The organism is Microcoleus sp. FACHB-831, from assembly GCF_014695585.1.
Taxonomy (GTDB): domain Bacteria; phylum Cyanobacteriota; class Cyanobacteriia; order Cyanobacteriales; family FACHB-T130; genus FACHB-831.
Map to the genome: position 1 here is coordinate 57,048 of NZ_JACJON010000053.1, position 18,057 is coordinate 75,104.

Below are 18,057 nucleotides of genomic sequence, written 5' to 3' on the forward strand. Positions count from 1 at the left end.
GAACATCTAAAATTGTTACACCTCAACAGGCGATTTAGTATTCTTTGGTGAGTAATATTCACCATTGGAGTCAACTCCAATTAAGCCCATTGATTCGTCACCAGTAATTAACCTAGCACCGCGTTTGCGAGTCCAATAGTTCCAGCCCCACTGGAGCATTACTATCAGTTTGTTGTCAAATTCAATTAAGAAGTAGATGTGGATAAATACCCAGATCAGCCAAGCTAGCAAACCGGAGAACTTCACGAAGCCCAAGTCTACTACCGCAGCATTTCGCCCGATGACTGCCATGCTTCCTCTGTCTACATAGCTGAAAGCTGGCATGGTGTAACCTGCAAGCCGCTGTTCGATCAGGTTGGCAACATATTGCCCTTCCTGCATGGCTACGGGTGCTACACCGGGGAGGGGTTTTCCGTTTTGATGAGAAAAACTGGCTAAGTCGCCAACTACAAAAATATCGGGGTAGCCTGGTACGGTCAGATCGGATTCGACTATTACTCGTCCCACTCTGTCTAATTCAGCACCAGTGCTTTGGGCGATCGCTTTCCCCATTGGCGAAGCTTTAACGCCCGCTGCCCATAATATTGTTCTAGCTGGAATTTGTTCGACTTTATCGCCTTGTTTTGTGGTGACGACATTATCGGTAATATTCGTTACCATCGTCTTTGTTTGGACGGTGACTCCCAGGCGATTAAGCGATTCTTCTGCTTTTGCTGATAAGTCTGGAGTATAAGGAGGTAAAACTCGATCCATGCCTTCGAGCAACAATACTTTGGCTTCGCTGGTGTCGATGTTGCGGAAATCGCGCTTGAGGGTGCTGAAGGCAAGTTCTGCGATCGCTCCTGCTAATTCTACCCCTGTCGGCCCTCCTCCTACGATCACAAATGTCAACCAGGCGCGGCGTTTTTCTGCGTCAGTCTCTTTCTCGGCGGCTTCAAATGCCATAAAAATGCGTTGGCGCATTTTCAACGCATCTTCAATTGTTTTCAACCCGGGTGCGACTGTTTCCCATTGGTCATTACCAAAGTAGGAATGGCTGACTCCAGTAGCGACGATTAAGGTGTCATAAGTTACTTCGCCACTAGCCATTATAAGTTTTTTCTCTTCTGGCTTGATATCCCGCACATCTCCCATAATCACTGTGGTGTTCTTATTTTCGCTGACGACGGCGCGGAGAGGGGAGGAAATATCGGCGGGAGAGAGTGTGCCTGTTGCTACTTGGTAAAGAAGAGGCTGAAATAAGTGAAAGTTACGTTTATCGATTAGTGTCACTTGTACGGGAGCCTTACCAAGAGCTTGGGCAGCATAAAGTCCGCCAAAGCCGCCACCGACAATTACAACCTGGTGAGGAGACTGATTTTCGATTGTATCTACCATAAGAGAAACTCCCTATATTTCGACTTTGTTAGGGACTAATTTGAATGAACCTTTGTTGCCTATGAAGGCAAGACTTTGTTACAGATGTTCATATTAGCTTAGTGTGACCTAATAAAAATATGGTAACGACTGCTACAGGTAGAATTGTTTTGCTAAAAAGTCTGTCGCCAGAGGTATTAATAGGGGCTGGCTATATCCAAAACCTATTGCTGAAGCGTGTTGTAGGCATTTAGGTTTTGGGTAAAGTTGCAAAAATATCGTTGATAAAAGTTTTCCGCCCCATACTTATCAGGCTGGCGATCGCCAGCCCGATTAATCAAATAGAGCAATGGGGTTGGAGGTGCGATCGCATTGATATTGTCAGATTGATGTATCGGAAGAAAAACCAATTTTTCCACCTTCCAACACAAAAGGCGATCGCAAACGAGCGATCGCCTCATTACTTCCCACATCCGACGCACTTTAGAAGCCTACAGGCATTGTGCCTTAGAGCTAGCGCGACAGCGTTTGATTCTCAGGTAAACACACTTTTGTACCCCCTAAACCACAATAACCGCCAGGGTTTTTGGCTAGGTACTGCTGATGGTAGCCTTCGGCGTAGTAGTACTCTGGAGCGTCGATGATTTCCGTTGTAATTGTCCCATAGCCTGCTGCCTTCAGCGCTTGCTGATAAGCGTCGCGCGATGCTTCAGCTAGTGCTTTTTGGCTCTCAGAGTACACGTAAATTCCAGAACGGTATTGCGTGCCAGCATCATTACCTTGGCGCATACCTTGCGTAGGATCGTGACTTTCCCAAAAGGCTTTTAGCAGTGCTTCGTAAGCGATCTTTTTGGGGTCAAAGACAACGCGAACCACTTCATTATGACCAGTTCTGCCAGAACACACCTCTTGATAGGTGGGGTTTGGCGTGAATCCGGCTGCATAGCCAACTGAGGTAGAGAAAACTCCGTCTAGCAGCCAGAATTTGCGTTCTGCTCCCCAAAAACACCCCATACCAAACATGGCAATTTCCATCCCTTCTGGATAGGGGGGCTTGAGGGGATTGTTGTTGACATAGTGATTAGCGGGTACTGGCATGGCCTCTGCGCGTCCCGGTAGGGCGTCTTGAGGGGCGGGAAGGCTTAACTTTTTGCCAAATCCAAATATCATTATTAACTCTGACTCTGATTGCTAAGATTGGTCTTTACTTTTCTTAATATAGCGCAATTTGTTGCTAAATAGGGTTTTGAACTATGGCTCGCAAAGGTGACACTTTTGGAGAACTTCTTATAACATTTTTAAGCTGTAAACTGAATATTTTTAAACACTATAGCAGTCCTAAATTAGTCGTCAAGGAGAGATACCCGACTTCTGGGAGAAGTCGGGTATCTAAAGCTGTTAAATAAAATTGGTATAGGTAGAAAACAATGTTTTCAAAATAGTGGCTAATGATTGTTTATCCCGCTGCGAATTGTATATATTCGAGCCAGGATAAACGTTAGTTCAACAGGCGCGATCGCGCATCAAAACCGTTGACCAGTTGTAAGCTCAAATCTGATTTCTCCTTGGTTACTAATTGCCAAGTCACCCCGAATTAGTCCAATCGGCGACCTAACCCGCAATCCCACCCCGTAGCCAAAACCGCTACCAGGTTTCCCGCGTCGCACAGCAGGTTCCCCAAGCACCGTGCTATTAGTCCCCAAGTCTGAGCCAAAGTCAGCAAACAGAACGCCTCCGACTGTTCTAATAATGGGGAAACGATATTCCAAAGAAGCCAAAGTATAACTGCGACCGCTAGCGACTTTACCAGATCCGTAGCCGCGCACAGAATTCAAGCCGCCCAAATTAAACGCTTCAGCTGGTGGAAATTCGCCAAATGTTGTACCTGCTTGCAAATTGAAAGCAAACATTTCTGGATGGTATTTTGATTCGCCTCTACCTATCCAGCGCACGGGTACATATTGAATGTAGTTCGCCCGCAGTCGGTTGCTCAAAATATTTCCCAAGCCAATAGGAATCGACTGTTCAGTGCTAAGGGTGAGGATAGATCCCGCAGTTGGAGTATCGCGGCGATCGCGCCGATCTCTAGAGACAGCAAAAGACAGCGTAACTAAGTCATCAATACCAGTTTTGCTGACAGATAGGGGATTTCCCAATCTATCGACTGGTGAAACGTTAAAATCGCGATCGCGAATGCTAATTCGGGTGTAGTTTAAACCGAGGGAAGCATCCAAGTCATTAAAAGAACGCAAAGCTGCTACGCCACCGCCAAAGCGCCCCTCGCGCATGCTGTCGCCATTAGGTAGCTTAACTTCATCGGTGAACGTCCGGGAAAAATCGCGATCGCGAAAAGCCCTGATACTGTAACCCAAGCGGTTTGGTTCTCCGCGACGGTAAGGGCTGGTGTACTGACTATTAAACTGGACATCCTTACCGCTAACCTGGATTTCTCCACTTACGCGATCGTTAACGCCGCCTATATTAGCGTCTCGATATCCCACGCTACCGTAAAGTCCAACGTCCCCACTATTACCCGCACCAAAGGTTAGAGATGGGTAGCGGCGCTCTTTGATGTCATAAATAATGTTAACGCCATCAGCATTTTCCTCCAGAGAAACATTGACTTTATCAAATGGCTCCAATCGCCGCAATCGCCGCAAGTCTTCCTCTAGCAACTCCTCGCGGAAAACATCACCCGACTTTAGCCCTAGTTCGCCAATAATAAAATTTTTCTGCGTGCGTCCTCGAATAGGCCGATCTTTGTCATCGACTGTTTTACCTTTGTCATTGACAAAACGGATCTGCACATCTTTTACAATTCGAGGTGCCGCTTCAAAAGTTTGGACTATTGGTTCGTTGGTTTGCTCATTTGTCAGCGGCTTTAAATAATCACTGTATTTTGCATTTCCTTGAAACTGCAATTCATTTGCTGTTTGGGCTAATGTTTGTGTCACCTGCGATGTCGGTGGCGTAACTACCTCAATAGGTGTCGATTCCACATCAACATCATCTGCCAGTTTAGCGACACTGGGTTGGCAATTTGCCAGCGACGCCACAATCAAAGTTACAACTATTTGAACGCGCATATAAATAGGTTATTTGGCTGCGAGCTAACTTGGGCGCAACACGGCTTACCACCGACAGATATTATGTAACGAAACGTCCCCAAGTGAGCGACCGACTTTAAAGATTGCGCCGAAAGCCTTATTTAATTCGAGTAGACGGTGATAGTTTTTTCTATATCAGCATAGAAGATGAGGACGGATTGCACAATCGAGATTGCAATGGTAAACGATTGCGCGATCGCGCCTTTGCTCGTCTATAGTGCAGTTCACAGGCAACCGTTATAAAGTACCGCAGGCATATAAACTCCATAACGTTCTGATGAATTTAATATCTTTTAGATATAAATGTTGTACAAAATATATATTGGACATTTATATTTGCCTCTCTTACTCTTATAAATACAAGTTGTAGCAGTAAAGGATATCTTTTTATGTCAGAGAATCAATGGGATGCTACTTTGTATCAAAGTAACCATGCTTTTGTTTGGCAGTATGGGGAGGGATTGATTGATTTTTTATCCCCTAAGAAAGGAGAACGCATCCTCGATTTGGGTTGCGGAACTGGACAACTCACTCAGAAAATCGCCGACGCTGGTGCTGAAGTAATTGGCATCGATAGTGCAAAGGCGATGATCGAGCAGGCACAAAAAAATTATCCCAATTTACAATTTGCTGTTGCTGATGCAAAAACTTTTCAATTTGAACAGCCCTTCGATGCAGTATTCTCTAATGCGGTACTTCATTGGATAAAAGAGGCTGAACAAGTTGTTAAATGCGTTTATCAATCTCTTTTACCTGGGGGTCGGTTTGTAGCTGAATTTGGGGGTAAGGGGAATGTTCGCGCAATTGTTGATGCACTGAATAGTGCTATTGAGGCGATTGGCTTTGTTCCGCAACAAGAGATGAACCCTTGGTATTTCCCCAGTATCGGTGAATATGCCAGCCTTCTGGAAAAACAAGGTTTCTCTGTGGCTTATGCAACTCTATTTGATCGGTTAACAACTTTAGAAGGAGAATCAGAGGGAATGAAAAACTGGATAAAAATGTTTGGCAATAGCTTTTTATCAGATATCCCATCTGCTCAACAAGTTGATGTTTTTCGAGAAGTTGAGCATCAGTTACAGCCAAAGTTATATAGAGATGGAAGGTGGTTTGCCGATTATAAAAGAATTAGAGTTATTGCCATGAAAGAATAGGTAATAGGAGCGATCGCTCCTATTATGCTTGGTATTCACTAATCTCAACCGCTTCCCCAATTCTGTGTCTAATAGCAGCAAGGATATTGATAATATTATCCGGAGGCTGTGGGTTCACCTACAGCCACGCCTGCTTGATAACAAATTTTATGAATACCCTTGCTGAGCCAGGACGCGGGATAGCTGCTTTCGCAGGATTGCCAAGCATGCGCTAACCCCCCAACTGTCCCTAGAAGCCTGACATCTAACAACCCCATACAGATACAGCCGTCAACAAATAAACAACAAAATGGAAAGTCGGCCTGTTTTGTCCCAGCTAGTCTGGTAAGTTTAATTAGGTTGAGTGATGTAAAATGCCCCTATTCCAAGCAGCTTCTCGCTTCAGCTGTTGAGGACAAACCAGGCAGGATTGGTGAGATAAAAGTTATGGCGCTAATAGTCCAAAAATACGGTGGTACTTCGGTTGGAACGGTTGAACGCATTCAAGCAGTCGCGCAGCGCGTTCTCAAAACAGTCCAGATGGGCAACTCCCTAGTCGTCGTGGTTTCCGCTATGGGTAAGACTACCGACGGACTGGTGAAATTAGCTAAAGAAATCTCCACTAATCCCAGTCGCCGGGAAATGGATATGCTCCTCTCTACGGGCGAACAAGTAACCATCGCCCTGCTGAGTATGGCATTGCAGGAATTGGGACAGCCAGCAATTTCCCTAACTGGCGCTCAAGTAGGAATTGTTACCGAAGCCGAACATACCCGCGCCCGCATTCTCCAGATCAAGACAGAGCGGATGGAGCGGCATTTAAATAACGGTAAGGTGGTTGTAGTGGCTGGTTTCCAGGGAATCAGCAGCATTGATGAATTAGAAATTACTACCCTTGGACGCGGCGGATCGGATACTTCAGCCGTAGCTTTGGCGGCAGCTTTACGGGCTAATTGTTGCGAAATATACACTGATGTACCGGGAATTTTTACGACAGATCCGCGCTTGGTGCCAGAAGCGCAGTTGATGAAGGAAATTACCTGCGATGAAATGCTGGAACTAGCTAGTTTGGGGGCAAAGGTGCTGCACCCCCGCGCTGTAGAGATTGCGCGCAATTATGGCGTGGAGTTGGTGGTGCGTTCTAGTTGGACGGACGATCCGGGTACGAGAGTAGTATCGCCGACACCCAAGCCGCGATCGCTCGAAGGTTTGGAAATTGCTCGCCCTGTGGATGCAGTAGAATTTGATACCGACCAAGCCGCTGTTTCCCTACTGCGCGTACCCGATCGCCCTGGTGTAGCTGCTAGTCTATTCGGTGGTATCGCCAGTCAAAAACTTGATGTGGATTTGATTATCCAATCAATTTACGAAGACGATACCAAAACCAACGATATTGCCTTTACCGTAACCAAGAGTTCTATCAATAAAGCGGTATCCGTAGCAGATGCAATCGTCAAAACTATGGCTAAAAATTCCACTTCTCAACTGGGAGAACCAGAGGTAAAGCCAGAGGAACGACAGATAGCAAAAGTAAGTATAGCTGGTGCTGGGATGATTGGTTTGCCCAAGGTAGCGGCGCGGATGTTTCAAACTTTTGCCGAGGCTAATATCAACATTCAGATGATTTCTACTTCAGAGGTAAAAATTAGCTGTCTAATTGATGCGGAAGATTGCGATCGCGCTATTTCTCTCTTGTGCGAAACCTTTGAAGTTAATAGTTCCCCAGCACAGCTAGCAACAGCCGAAGCCAGTTCAATCGCAAATCCTCCCGCAGTGCGGGCTGTAGCCCTCGACAATAATCAAGCGCGTCTGGCAATTCGCCATATTCCAGATAAGCCAGGAATGGCAGCAAAAATGTTTGGACTTTTAGCCGAACATAACATCAGCGTCGATATGATTATTCAGTCTCAGCGCAGCCGCGAAGTTGATGGTGTTCTCAGGCGAGATATTGCTTTTACCGTCGCCCAAACTGACGCGCAACAAGCAAGATTGATATTAAAGGAAGCAGCATCAGAATTAGGTTGCGGTGATGTAGATGTAGATGAAGCGATCGCTAAAGTTAGTGTAGTAGGCGCGGGTATGGTTAATCATCCCGGTGTAGCAGCCAAAATGTTTAAGTCGCTGGCTGACGAAAAAATTAACATTGAAATGATTGCCACATCTGAAATTAAAATTAGCTGCGTTGTGCCACAAGAACATGGAGTGACTGCTTTACAAGCTATTCACGCTGCTTTTGGACTTGCTGGCGAGCATAAAATTCAAGTTCCGGCTTGAATTTTTATCCCAAATCCTGTTAATTAACTGGTATCAATTTAAAAGCCCGCGTAGGCGGGCTTTCTTTTTATAGCTGCGCCCTGGAAGGGTGCGGGTTAGTTTACTAATTGGCTATGCTAAAACTTTTATGCAAGTTGTGGCTGCCCAATTAGAACGGTGCTAATTAAGTTACTGACAATTGCAAGAGCGATCGCTGCGAATACAGCAGTTACAATCCCCTTCTCTAAACGGAAACCAGTAATTAACTTAGCGGCGATAGTAAGTGCAATCACGTTTAGAGCAAACGAGAATAAGCCCAAAGTGAATATCTTGGCAAAAAAGCCGTATATCCCAAACGTTAGCGTATTAGGTACTGTCAACAATACGAAACTGATAGCAGTATTTAGAATCCCAAAAACTGCTGCCGAAATATAACCAATTCCGGGGTTATCAACTTCTACTCCCAAAGGCAATTTCGTAATAAGCAACAAGCTGGCAGATGTTACCAGCCAAGTAATCAGAACATCAGTTAAATGCATATTTATTACTCCTTATCTAGAAGTTGAGGCGTACAAAAATTCTTTGATATGTACCACATTAAGGTGAATATCGCGCCTCAACCTCTGTAAATCGGCAGAATGAGTTCTACCTCTTGGGAGTAACTGTTGCGTTTGGAGTCGGAACAACTGGTGTTAGAGGCAGGTTTTCAGGAACAGTGGGATACACACCGGGTTGTCCGGGTAAAGGCTGGCTTGGGTTATATGGTAGCGGTGAGTTGAGGGATGGATTAGACGGATCGACGGGAACGCTACCGGGAGAAGGTGTAATAGTGGGTGCTGCTCCAGGAATGGGAGAACCTGGGGTATTGGTTACGGGTGCTGTACCGGCGGAATTTGGTAATGTTGCCAGTGCCACGCGATCGCCCCCCACCGATCTCATCAAATCCAACAGTTGTACAACCTCGCTGTATCTTGCATTCTGCGAAGCATACAGCACCATCGTTGCATTCGGCTTCGCTATGTGGTAATTCTCCAAAGCCTGAGACAACTCCTCTCTTGACTTAATCTGCTGTTGCTCGATGTAGACTTGCCCAAATTCATCAAAACTCACCATCAATATATCTCGCGTCTGTGCAGTGCCCGTACTGGCTTTGGGCAAATCTACATTGATCGCTTGTTGGCGAGTTAGTTGCAAAGAAGCCAAGAGGAAAAACGTCAGAATGCAAAAGATGACATCAATTAGAGGAATAATTTCTATCCGAGCATCGTCACTCGGAGTATCCAAGTTAATCTTCATTGGGTAAAGCTAAATTCTTGTTTTCAGGCGTCTCAAAATTGTCTCTGCTTGGTTTAACAGGATGACGATTGAGGCTAATTTTCGGCCAGTCCTGTCGATAGAGCAACTCTAACTCATTCCCAGCTTGGCGGAAAATTTTAGCTTGGTTAAACAAAAAAGCTTGGAACACTCGATAGAAAATTAAAGTAGTGATTGCCACTATCAACCCGGCGGCGGTACTGATGAGCGACTCGCCAATTCCCGTAGTTACTCCAGCCGTTGAAGACGTTCCCAAATCCCCAAGCTTGATACTACCCAGCGATTGAATCAATCCCAAAACTGTGCCTAGTAATCCCAGTAGAGGCGAAAGGGCAATGACGGCTTCTAATATTTTGTCGCCTTGGCGCATCGAGGCTAACTGCTCGTCTGCTGATGCTTCTAGCGCCAGTTTAAATACTTCTGGCTCGGGATTGACAAGCCTTAAGGGAGCATACAGAAAGCGTCCGATGGGCTGTTTCCTAGCCAGCCCAGCTATTTCTGTTGCGACGCCCCAATCGCGTCTCGCAGCCTCAATTACGCGCTCGACAATTTCTTGTTCTTTGCTTAACATCCTCGTCCAAAACCAGAGACGCTCTAGAATCACGCTCAAAGATAGGATCGATAGTGCCAGTAACGGCCACATCGCTAGTCCACCTTGAGTAAATATTTTTAGAGCTTGGTTGAATATAGAACTGTCCACAGTCTGTTATTGCCTCCTACACTGCCCAACCCAGGTGGTTTTTTAAAAAGCCATTCCAATTTTAATAAAGCACTGTCATTCAATTTGAACAGGATCGATACGTGAAGTTAAATACGTTGCGCGATCGCGCCCTAAGTAGTACCCTCCCATCATACTTGGGGAGGTTATCCACACCCGCACATTCTTGGTAATTTTGTCAATATAAAAATAGATCGAGGGTTAAAAAAAAGAATGAATTTTTCAATCCAATCGCTTTATAACTGGTACCGCAACACCATTCGCAATCCCAAATACCGCTGGTGGTTGATTATGGGGTCGTTACTTTATCTGTTCAGTCCGATTGACATTGCTCCGGACTTCATCCCCGTCATCGGCTGGATTGACGATAGTGTGATTCTAACGCTGCTGGTGAGCGAAGTTTCCCAGATGCTGTCAGCACGCCTCAAGTCTCGCGATGAAGCTGATACAGAAGCAAGTGTCGCATCTGCTGGCAATACTTCCAGTTCCGACACCGTAGATGTCAAAGCTGTTCCCATCAAATAGCTCTAAGCTTTATCAAACCTATATAAAACCCTCGCCCTTGTTGCAGTCTTAGTCTCCGACTGCCAAGCGGCGGGGGTTTTTTGTGAGCGATCGCTTATGCTTAATTTTTAAACACGCGATCGCCTCTCTATAATTCAGGGCGAACGACGGGAGTTGAACCCGCGAGTGGAGGAACCACAATCCTCTGCCTTAACCACTTGGCTACGCTCGCCATTGCGTTTTTAACTATAGCATATTCATTATCCGTAGAGCTAGCCCTATTTTATTTAAGCTGGAACTCAAGTCGAACCTGGGGTAGTCTTAAGTCAGAAATTGGTAAAAACGAACCATGAAGGGTTTGCAAATTTTTCAAGCAATTGCCGGAGTAGTCTTGGTTGGCTTGGGGATGGCGATGGCGACAACCAACCCTAGCCAGGAAGTTTATGAGGAATTTGCTGTTGCCCAGCTATCGACTTACTTAAAAGAGGAGGGCTGCACGCAGTTGCCAAGAGCATTTGGTAATGCCATCCACCGTCAATGCACAATTCTTGTAGATACTGGACGCCCGCAAATCCAGCAAATGATTTCCGAGAGTACTAAGCGGCAGAACTTTATTTTCTTTAGCATTTACCAAACTGAGTTGTCGGTAAGCTCGTTTTTACCGTCCTACCAATTTGAGACGTTAGGCGTGTTTGAAAATTTCTATACTTACCAGGCGCAGAAGCAGTAGCCTCGTGTCTGCGGGTATATTTATTCTGTGTCCACGAAATGGGAGCGCTTGGTCTAAAAAATTCCTTACTAAAGCGCAATAATTCTCTGGCCACAAAATATCTACAATCGTAGACAAAAATTTCTGCCCCAGAGATAGGGGGATAAAGGACGGGTGCGGCGAGGTGGAACGGCACAACATTAAAATACATTCCGCTCTCATCTATTTTATTGCTGAAATTGGGAATTCTTGATTAGATGGATGTGATTAAGGTGGGTGTCAAGCACTTAAATGAGCTATTGTGTCAGCCCAGGATGTAAAAGACAGCAAAATACCGCTACCGTTCGATTTTGTCTTAATTGCGGCAGCCAAATATTGCTGAAAGACCGCTATCGCGCCCTTAAGCCAATAGGCCAAGGCGGATTTGGCAAGACCTTTTTGGCTTTAGATGAACATATCCCCTCGAAACCAAATTGTGTCATCAAACAACTATTCTTTACGGGGGAAGATACAAGTACCTTTAATAAAGTGGTGCTGTTATTTCGTCAAGAAGCGGTTCGCCTAGATGAACTGGGTCAGCATCCCCAAATTCCCGAATTGTTGGCACATTTTGAACAAGATCGACAGCTTTATTTGGTGCAAGAGTTTATCGAGGGGCAAACTCTGGCGGATGAATTGCGGGAAAAGGGTGTTTATAGTGAGGAGCAGATTTGGCAACTGCTGCGGGATTTGTTGCCGATCCTTGATTATATTCACGCCCATCGCGTTATACATAGGGATATGAAGCCAGCTAATATTATTAGACGCAAGAGCGATCGCAAGCTAATCTTGATCGACTTCGGGGTTGCAAAGCTATTCACAGACACAACTTTGCAACACACTGGCACCATTGTCGGTAGTCCAGATTATATGGCTCCCGAACAACATAGGGGCAAAGTTTTTCCTGCCAGCGATCTGTACAGTTTGGGTGCTACCTGCATTCATTTGCTGACAGGAGTTCGTCCCCTAGAAATGTTTGACATCATTAATGATGAGTGGACGTGGCGGCGTCATTTGCTGCATGGGAATAGAGTAAGCGATCGCCTTGGTCAATTTCTAGATAAATTATTGGCAAATTCTCTAAAAGAGCGTTATCAAAATGCTATTGACGTAATTAAAGACATTGCAGCACAAGCATCTCCGGCACTATTAGCTTCTAGCACCACGCCAACGGGGTTAGTATCCCCGACACCATCAGCCTATAACGCGCAAACAGTACTCACTAAGCCACCTAAAAATCACAAATTTGGTTCAGAAGTTGGGGTAGATTACAGAAAGTTGCGCGATTTACTCGCCGCTGGAAAATGGAAAGAAGCAGATCGGGAAACTTGGGTGGTGATGTGTCAGGCTGTCGGTAAATCACCAAGCGCTTATATTTTTAGTATCGATATTGAGAAGTTGCCCTGCCAGGATTTGTGGACGATTAATGCTTTATGGGTAAAGTATAGCAAGGGGCATTTTGGCTTTAGCGTGCAAAATAAGATTTATCAAGAAGTTGATAAAGAATACGCAAGCTTTTGCGATCGCATTGGCTGGCCAACCCACGTACCTACTATCGCAGATTCAGCTTTTAAATTTAATCTCAAAGCGCCACAAGGACACCTGCCATCCCGCATATGGGCGGGAGGTCAGCAGTGGTGGCGGCACGCAGGGTCAATGGCTGCACGGCTAGAAGGCTGCGATATCAGCTAACTTTTGTTACCAATATTTTGCTAACAAAAAATAGCTGCGTAAAGATGCTTAAGCTTAATACCATAATCAGCCGGATTTAATTGCCAATGATTTTTATAACAAGAGCGATCGCATCTTTATTTCAAAGCATTTACCTATAGTTGCAATATTTTTTATTAGAAATATAGCGATTCTTACTCGCATTTATATGCTTGATGGCTAGGGGCGCAAAGCTTTGCGCCTTTGGCAATACATAGCACAGTATTGGAAATTGTTATAATAAGGTTAAAATATTAGTAAAATAAAATATTTAATTTATTTACGCTATATTGATTTTTTTCTATTATAGGACTAGCGATCGCGATATCCATTTTTACTTTAAAACATGATAAAAGCGGCACCTGCTCTGGTGGTTTCATTAGTTGGACTTGTTAACCTGACAAGTTACCTTATACCAGCACAAGCACAAATTATCCCCACCATAAAAATTGCTGCTGACCCACCAAAACCACCACCCACAGGCGACCCTGATAATGGACGAATACCAGCAGGAAGTCGCGGCCCCTGCGAAAATACCAGCACGCCTTTTACTCCCTTATTGCCTGTTACTAATTCGGGTTTTTCTGGCTATACCCTTAGCGGACATCCAACTTTTTGGTTTTATGTTCCGTATAAAGCTGGTAGCGTCAGTTCGGGAAAGTTTGTTCTAGAAGATCGAGAAAGTAATACTTTTTATCGTACTTTTTTTACACTTCCTAACAAGCCTGGTTTCGTCAGTATTAGCATCCCAAAGACAGCCAAACCTCTCGATTCAAAGGAACAGTATAAGTGGGCTTTAAAACTTGATTGTGCATCTACAGATTCCGGTCAACCCAACTTTGTTATTCACACGGGTTTAGTCGAAAAAGTCGATATGCCTAATCTTGAGACTGAGTTGAAGATGGCTAAAGTAGAAGAACGCATCAATCTCTACGTTAAAAATAATATTTGGTACGATGTCTCAAGCGATTTAGCTCAGATTAATTCCCGTCCCCAAGCTTGGCGAGATTTATTAAAAGCTATTGGTTTGGAACAACTAGAGCAAGAGCCGATAGCTGGTGCAGTTCTACCGATTGAAAAATAATCAGCTAAATGGGTTAGGGGAAGCGTTCATTTGTTTGCCCCTAACGCAACTTAACCAAACTGTATTTGGGGGCTACCAAGGGCTACCAATCATCGTGAAAGCCGCCCAGTAATAGGGATGTTTTAACGTTTGATTACCGCGCGATGCAAAAGAGGTTGGCAGAGGTATTTTGCCACTGGGAGTAATTAGTTGACTCCCTTGGACGCGCACCTGTCCGTTGAGCATATCTATCTGCGCCTGACGTAGAGCCTCTGCTTTGATGGGAGCGTGTTTCAATTTTTCATAAAAATTGGTCATCAAGCCGAGAGTGCCTTCATCGCTGACATACCACAGACTCGCTAGTGCAGACTTGACGCCTGCTGCTACAGCGAAACCAGCAAAACCTAACTCGGCGTCTTCATTTCCCAAGGCAGTGTGACAGGCACTTAGCACTAACAGTTCGATCATCGGGCTTTTCCAACCCAACTGCCGCAATTGATCCATGCGTAATTTTGTGTCCCAAAGCTGAATATAAGAGTTATTTACTGCCCCTGGATTAAATTGAGCATGAGTAGCCAAATGAACAATTTTAAATGGCTCTTTTTCACGCTGAGACTTCACGTTGTTTAAGGTGAATTCCTCATTGAGGAAAGATTTACCAGGCCAAAGCCCTGGTGCGATAGTAGATAACTCTAGTGGGACTGCGGGTAAAGGGGGTAAATCTTTAAATCTTGATGCCCCAAAGCCCAGAACTGGGGTATTTTTGAAGCCTGCATAACGGGTGTCGGTTAAACTAACGCTGGGAATTAAACCGATATTGTATTTCTCTACCAAAAACTTTTGACCATCATGTAAAGCTGCTAGAGGTAGAGAGCGTATTCCAGTATCTAGGGAGAATAATAGGGTGTCTATACCTTGTTTAGCAAGTTCTTCTTCCAGCGGTGCAATCATCCACTGATAAAGTTGCTTGGATGGTGCAAGGTAGCCATTAGTTTCTGTAGGATCTGTAGTTTGGCTGATAAACTCTTTGGAAACTTTGAGTAAAGCTTCGCGGTTGGCGTTTGGTACACTCTTGCGAATAGATTCGCCCTTGGGAGTAACCAATACAATTTCTAATTGATTGGGGAGAACAACTGTATAAATTACCGCAGGCTTTTTGCCAGTTTGAGCGGTAATGTTAACTAGAGTTTCTCGGATGCTAGCAGCATTCAGGACGCTTCTTTCATTAGCTTTACCTAAATATTTTTCAAATTCTTGTTCTCGCACTTGCTCAAGTTCAGATATTGCATTATCTATATTTCCTTGAGGATTGGCAAAGATTTGGGCGGTTTCTAGAGCAAGATTTGGCTTTATGTAAGTGTCGGTTTCAGAATTAAGGAAATTAAAAAGCTTGGTTTTTAAGAAGGTGTAATTAACTTCAGGATTTTTAGAAGTATCGACGCGGAAATTTTCGATAACTTTGTCAGTTGCAGCCCCAGGGGGTAAATTATCTCTCAAAGCTGTGGCGATCGCTTCGGAATTATTTGCAGATAATCTCTGAAAAGTACTTTGCGCGATTTTGCCAGAAAATGGGTCGTTGGCGGCAGTTAGGACAGTTTTATAAGGGATTATTAGAAGCCCTGGGTCTGGTTGGAATTCGACAAGCTTTAGGATGCGCTGGCTAGATAGGATGGGCTGTAAACCAACAGACTGCACCACGCGCATAATGTTGTTAAAAGTTCCTACTGTAAAAACAAAATTCCCCGAAACAGCACTAGAAGGAGAATTTGTTTGTGCTGGGAAGACATTGCTGCCTGAATTAGAGACAGAAGGAAAATTTGTGGGAGTTGGAGTTGGAGTTGGAGTTGGAGTGGGGGTTGGAGTTGGAGTTGGAGTTGGAGTGGGGGTTGGAGTTGGAGTTGGAGTTGGGGTTGGAGTTGGAGTTGGAGTTGGGGTTGGAGTTGGAGTTGGAGTGGGGGTTGGAGTTGGAGTTGGAGTTGGAGTAGGGGTTGGAGTGGGGGTTGGAGTTGGACTGGGCTGCACTGAGGTAAAGATCTTAATATTTCCCTGCGTGTAGGTATCAGGAGGAACTGGCACGGCAAAAGTAGGTGCAATCGTATTGTTGCTACCTGTAGTAATGGCACCAGCAGTTCCCAAATTCGTGCCATCACCAATGATGAAGGGAGTCGTTATAGAACCCTGATGGTTAATAGTAATGTCACCACCGTTTCCTGATGCGGCTGCGGTGGAAATGCTAGCTGCGATATTATTTGCGTCTGTAAATGTACCCGTAGCACGGAAAAACTGCTTGGTGTTAATGTCAACATTCCCACCTTTGCCGCTAACTCCACCTTGGGCGTTGATGTATCCGTTGATATTGATATCCATACCCGCCCCCAGCGCGATCGCTCCCCCATTGCCGTTGCTAGAGCTGGAGTTTAAAGTGGTGGCGCTGATGTTGCCGTTGGTGCTAGTAATAGCGATCGCTCCCCCATTGCCTACCCCCGCGCCACTGTTAGAGCTGGAATTAACATTGCCTGCGATAGTAATGTCATTGGCAGCACTCAGAGCGATCGCGCCAGCATCACCACCAGAAAAAAGGCTAAGACTAGAGGATAAACTGCCTGTATTGATCGCACCGCTTGTGCTGGTGAGGGTAATGTTCCCCGTAGCACCTTTATCATTATTGGTCGCGATCGCACCTGTGGCGATATTACCAACGGCTTCGAGGCTAATACTGGAGCTTGTGTTGATATTCCCAGCAGTTATACTTGCTCCCGATATCGTTCCCCCCCCGCTTGCTGTGAGGTCTAGTGTATTAATATCTCCCCCCGCATTGAGGGTGAATGAGTTAGAGCTACCTGTTGGGACAATTTTTCCTATAGTAATGTTGCCCTTTGCATTGAGGGCAATCGTCCCTCCATTGTTAAAGGAGCTTAGATTGCCTGTTTTGATAGCATCGTTGCTGCTGGTGAGGCTTATGCCCTGAAAACTTTGGATATCGCCTGTAATAATTTGACCTTTCGCATCGAGGATAACGTTGCTATACGAATTGTTGATATTTCCAGCATTTATGGTTGTTCCGGATATCTTTGTTTCTCCCCCACCAACAGTGAGAGTTCCAATAATTATGCTGGCCCCCGATATCGTTGCTCCTCCCCCTGTCACAGAAATTGTATCCGTTGGATTCATCAAAAAGTTGCCAACGCCATTTCCATCAGCGTCAGCTTTAAAAGTTATTGAGGTATCATTAATATCGCCGAATATCGTCAGCTTATTGTTAGTTAAGCTGGTGATTTTGATATCGTTAGTCGCTTCCAAGATGATATCGCCGCTTAAGGCTTCCAATGCATCTTGAGAAATAGTTATCGCATCACCAGCGAATTTATCTTGCAATATATTGGGCAAATCTCCGTCGTTAGATCCAGGCCCAGCACCAGCTACTATCGTGATATCTTTGGGATCTAACAGTAACGTTCCTAATTTGCCCTTAGACGCACTTAAATCAGCAGTTCCTTGGAAAATTAGCGTCTCTTTACCCGATACTTCTACAAATCCTCCATCGCCCCCAGCACTCCCACCTAGGGCGCTAATATTGCCATAAAATCCCGTAACTTCATCCGCCCAAACTATTACTTTCCCCCCATTTCCACTAGCAACTGCATCTGCAACTAAGGCTGAATCTTTACTAACATACGTGCGCGATGCTGTGGGTACTGTACCTTTACCTTGATACTCCCCACCAATTAATATATTCCCGCCGCCAATACTACCAGTTGCACTAATTGCAGCCGCGTCAACTGCTACTTTGTGTCCTAATACCCCAACGCTTCCTCCTGTCTTAAGAGCTGCTGGCTGAGATGCATCGATAGTACCGCTGGCGATCGCTATACCATTACCTTTTGGTACGCTTAATCCAGAACCGCTCAACACAACGTTCCCACTTTGGGTAACTTTCATTTTTGTTGCATTACCAATATCGCCACTACCAGTGAGCAATTGTGGCAAACTTGCGATCGCTGATGTCCAGTTATTGGGCCCGGTGGCGCTTGCTGTTGATATTGGTTGTATTTCTAAATTCAGTACGTTCCCCGGTGCGCTGATGCGGACTAAGTTTTGAGTTTCAACGCCTGCTATGGTTATCTGTCCTCCGGGTGCAGTAATTTGTCCGG

15 protein-coding genes and 1 tRNA gene are annotated in these 18,057 nt (G+C 45.1%); 7 read left to right on the forward strand and 9 right to left on the reverse strand.

Annotated elements, in window-relative coordinates; genetic code table 11:
• Nucleotides 1-15: 15 nt before the first annotated feature.
• The 4 genes from H6F77_RS13720 to H6F77_RS13735 all read right to left on the reverse strand — a co-directional run bounded on the left by H6F77_RS13720 (nucleotide 16) and on the right by H6F77_RS13735 (nucleotide 4,442).
• The gene (locus H6F77_RS13720) at nucleotides 16-1,377 is read right to left on the reverse strand and encodes an NAD(P)/FAD-dependent oxidoreductase (protein ID WP_190489280.1); all 1,362 of its coding nucleotides are present in this window, start codon (nucleotides 1,375-1,377) and stop codon (nucleotides 16-18) included.
• A gap of 203 nt (nucleotides 1,378-1,580) precedes the next feature.
• The gene (locus H6F77_RS13725; RefSeq protein WP_190489281.1) at nucleotides 1,581-1,838 is read right to left on the reverse strand and encodes a hypothetical protein; all 258 of its coding nucleotides are present in this window, start codon (nucleotides 1,836-1,838) and stop codon (nucleotides 1,581-1,583) included.
• A 31-nt stretch (nucleotides 1,839-1,869) separates the two neighbouring features.
• Nucleotides 1,870-2,529 (reverse strand): peptide-methionine (S)-S-oxide reductase MsrA, encoded by a 660-nt coding sequence (gene msrA / locus H6F77_RS13730; protein ID WP_190489298.1) that lies wholly within the window; start codon nucleotides 2,527-2,529, stop codon nucleotides 1,870-1,872.
• A gap of 350 nt (nucleotides 2,530-2,879) precedes the next feature.
• The gene (locus H6F77_RS13735; protein ID WP_190489282.1) at nucleotides 2,880-4,442 is read right to left on the reverse strand and encodes a BamA/TamA family outer membrane protein; all 1,563 of its coding nucleotides are present in this window, start codon (nucleotides 4,440-4,442) and stop codon (nucleotides 2,880-2,882) included.
• Nucleotides 4,443-4,546: 104 nt separating this feature from the next.
• Between H6F77_RS13735 and H6F77_RS28405 the strand changes: the two genes are divergently transcribed.
• The 3 genes from H6F77_RS28405 to H6F77_RS13745 all read left to right on the forward strand — a co-directional run bounded on the left by H6F77_RS28405 (nucleotide 4,547) and on the right by H6F77_RS13745 (nucleotide 7,870).
• Complete coding sequence (locus tag H6F77_RS28405; RefSeq protein ID WP_255515749.1) at nucleotides 4,547-4,681, forward strand: hypothetical protein; 135 nt, start codon at nucleotides 4,547-4,549, stop codon at nucleotides 4,679-4,681.
• 171 nt (nucleotides 4,682-4,852) lie between these two features.
• A complete protein-coding gene (locus tag H6F77_RS13740; protein ID WP_190489283.1) occupies nucleotides 4,853-5,617 on the forward strand; it encodes a class I SAM-dependent methyltransferase in 765 nt (254 codons plus the stop codon).
• Between the two features lie 426 nt (nucleotides 5,618-6,043).
• Nucleotides 6,044-7,870 (forward strand): aspartate kinase, encoded by a 1,827-nt coding sequence (locus tag H6F77_RS13745; protein WP_190489284.1) that lies wholly within the window; start codon nucleotides 6,044-6,046, stop codon nucleotides 7,868-7,870.
• A 125-nt stretch (nucleotides 7,871-7,995) separates the two neighbouring features.
• Here H6F77_RS13745 and H6F77_RS13750 read toward each other — a convergent pair whose 3' ends face one another.
• From H6F77_RS13750 to H6F77_RS13760, 3 genes are all read right to left on the reverse strand, one after another.
• Entirely contained in the window at nucleotides 7,996-8,388 is a 393-nt protein-coding gene (locus H6F77_RS13750; RefSeq protein ID WP_190489285.1) for a phage holin family protein, read from the reverse strand.
• Between the two features lie 106 nt (nucleotides 8,389-8,494).
• Nucleotides 8,495-9,145 (reverse strand): ExbD/TolR family protein, encoded by a 651-nt coding sequence (locus tag H6F77_RS13755; protein ID WP_190489286.1) that lies wholly within the window; start codon nucleotides 9,143-9,145, stop codon nucleotides 8,495-8,497.
• Nucleotides 9,135-9,806: a MotA/TolQ/ExbB proton channel family protein gene (locus H6F77_RS13760; protein WP_190489299.1), complete on the reverse strand. Its 672-nt coding sequence runs from the start codon at nucleotides 9,804-9,806 to the stop codon at nucleotides 9,135-9,137. Before H6F77_RS13760 ends, H6F77_RS13755 begins: the two co-directional genes overlap by 11 nt.
• 288 nt (nucleotides 9,807-10,094) lie before the next feature.
• On the opposite strand from H6F77_RS13760, the gene H6F77_RS13765 reads away from it, so the two are divergent.
• Nucleotides 10,095-10,406 (forward strand): YkvA family protein, encoded by a 312-nt coding sequence (locus H6F77_RS13765; RefSeq protein ID WP_190489287.1) that lies wholly within the window; start codon nucleotides 10,095-10,097, stop codon nucleotides 10,404-10,406.
• A 138-nt stretch (nucleotides 10,407-10,544) separates the two neighbouring features.
• Here the strand turns inward: H6F77_RS13765 and H6F77_RS13770 are convergent.
• Nucleotides 10,545-10,617, reverse strand: a tRNA-His gene (locus H6F77_RS13770).
• Nucleotides 10,618-10,734: 117 nt separating this feature from the next.
• On the opposite strand from H6F77_RS13770, the gene H6F77_RS13775 reads away from it, so the two are divergent.
• The 3 genes from H6F77_RS13775 to H6F77_RS13785 all read left to right on the forward strand — a co-directional run bounded on the left by H6F77_RS13775 (nucleotide 10,735) and on the right by H6F77_RS13785 (nucleotide 13,927).
• Nucleotides 10,735-11,115 carry a DUF4359 domain-containing protein gene (locus tag H6F77_RS13775; protein WP_190489288.1) on the forward strand — a complete coding sequence of 127 codons (381 nt, stop codon included), beginning with the start codon at nucleotides 10,735-10,737 and terminating at the stop codon, nucleotides 11,113-11,115.
• Nucleotides 11,116-11,385: 270 nt separating this feature from the next.
• The gene (locus H6F77_RS13780) at nucleotides 11,386-12,825 is read left to right on the forward strand and encodes a serine/threonine-protein kinase (RefSeq protein ID WP_190489289.1); all 1,440 of its coding nucleotides are present in this window, start codon (nucleotides 11,386-11,388) and stop codon (nucleotides 12,823-12,825) included.
• Nucleotides 12,826-13,189: 364 nt separating this feature from the next.
• Nucleotides 13,190-13,927 carry a DUF928 domain-containing protein gene (locus H6F77_RS13785; RefSeq protein ID WP_190489290.1) on the forward strand — a complete coding sequence of 246 codons (738 nt, stop codon included), beginning with the start codon at nucleotides 13,190-13,192 and terminating at the stop codon, nucleotides 13,925-13,927.
• Between the two features lie 72 nt (nucleotides 13,928-13,999).
• On the opposite strand, the gene H6F77_RS13790 is transcribed toward H6F77_RS13785, so the two are convergent.
• Nucleotides 14,000-18,057 (reverse strand): CHAT domain-containing protein (locus H6F77_RS13790; RefSeq protein WP_309228845.1); only part of this gene is annotated, 4,058 nt, incomplete at its 5' end.